The organism is Pseudomonas sp. PKS (assembly GCF_051913525.1).
Lineage (GTDB): Bacteria > Pseudomonadota > Gammaproteobacteria > Pseudomonadales > Pseudomonadaceae > Aquipseudomonas > Aquipseudomonas guariconensis_D.
Map to the genome: position 1 here is coordinate 1 of NZ_JBEGDO010000087.1, position 208 is coordinate 208.

Consider the following 208-nt stretch of genomic DNA (forward strand, 5'->3'; position numbering starts at 1 on the left):
CTCTTAATTACTTCCCACAGCCTTTGCCATGACTGTGGCCATGCCCACGTGGGTTGTTCTCATGCAGCTTCTCATGACAGGCAAAGATCAACTTTGCCATCAGCATCATACACTCCTCAAAGCTCAGCTGATTGTCCTGGTTTGTGTCCAGGTCCTCCATGATGTCATTTATGAGGGCTTCATTTCTCTTCTCTTTCTTCATAAAGGT

At 46.2% G+C, this 208-nt stretch carries 1 protein-coding gene; it reads right to left on the reverse strand.

Annotated features, from left to right (window positions below; genetic code table 11):
• Positions 1 to 7: 7 nt before the first annotated feature.
• Positions 8 to 208, reverse strand: a 201-nt coding sequence (locus tag ABOA88_RS24190; protein ID WP_440128018.1) for a hypothetical protein, incomplete at its 5' end; no start/stop codon positions are given.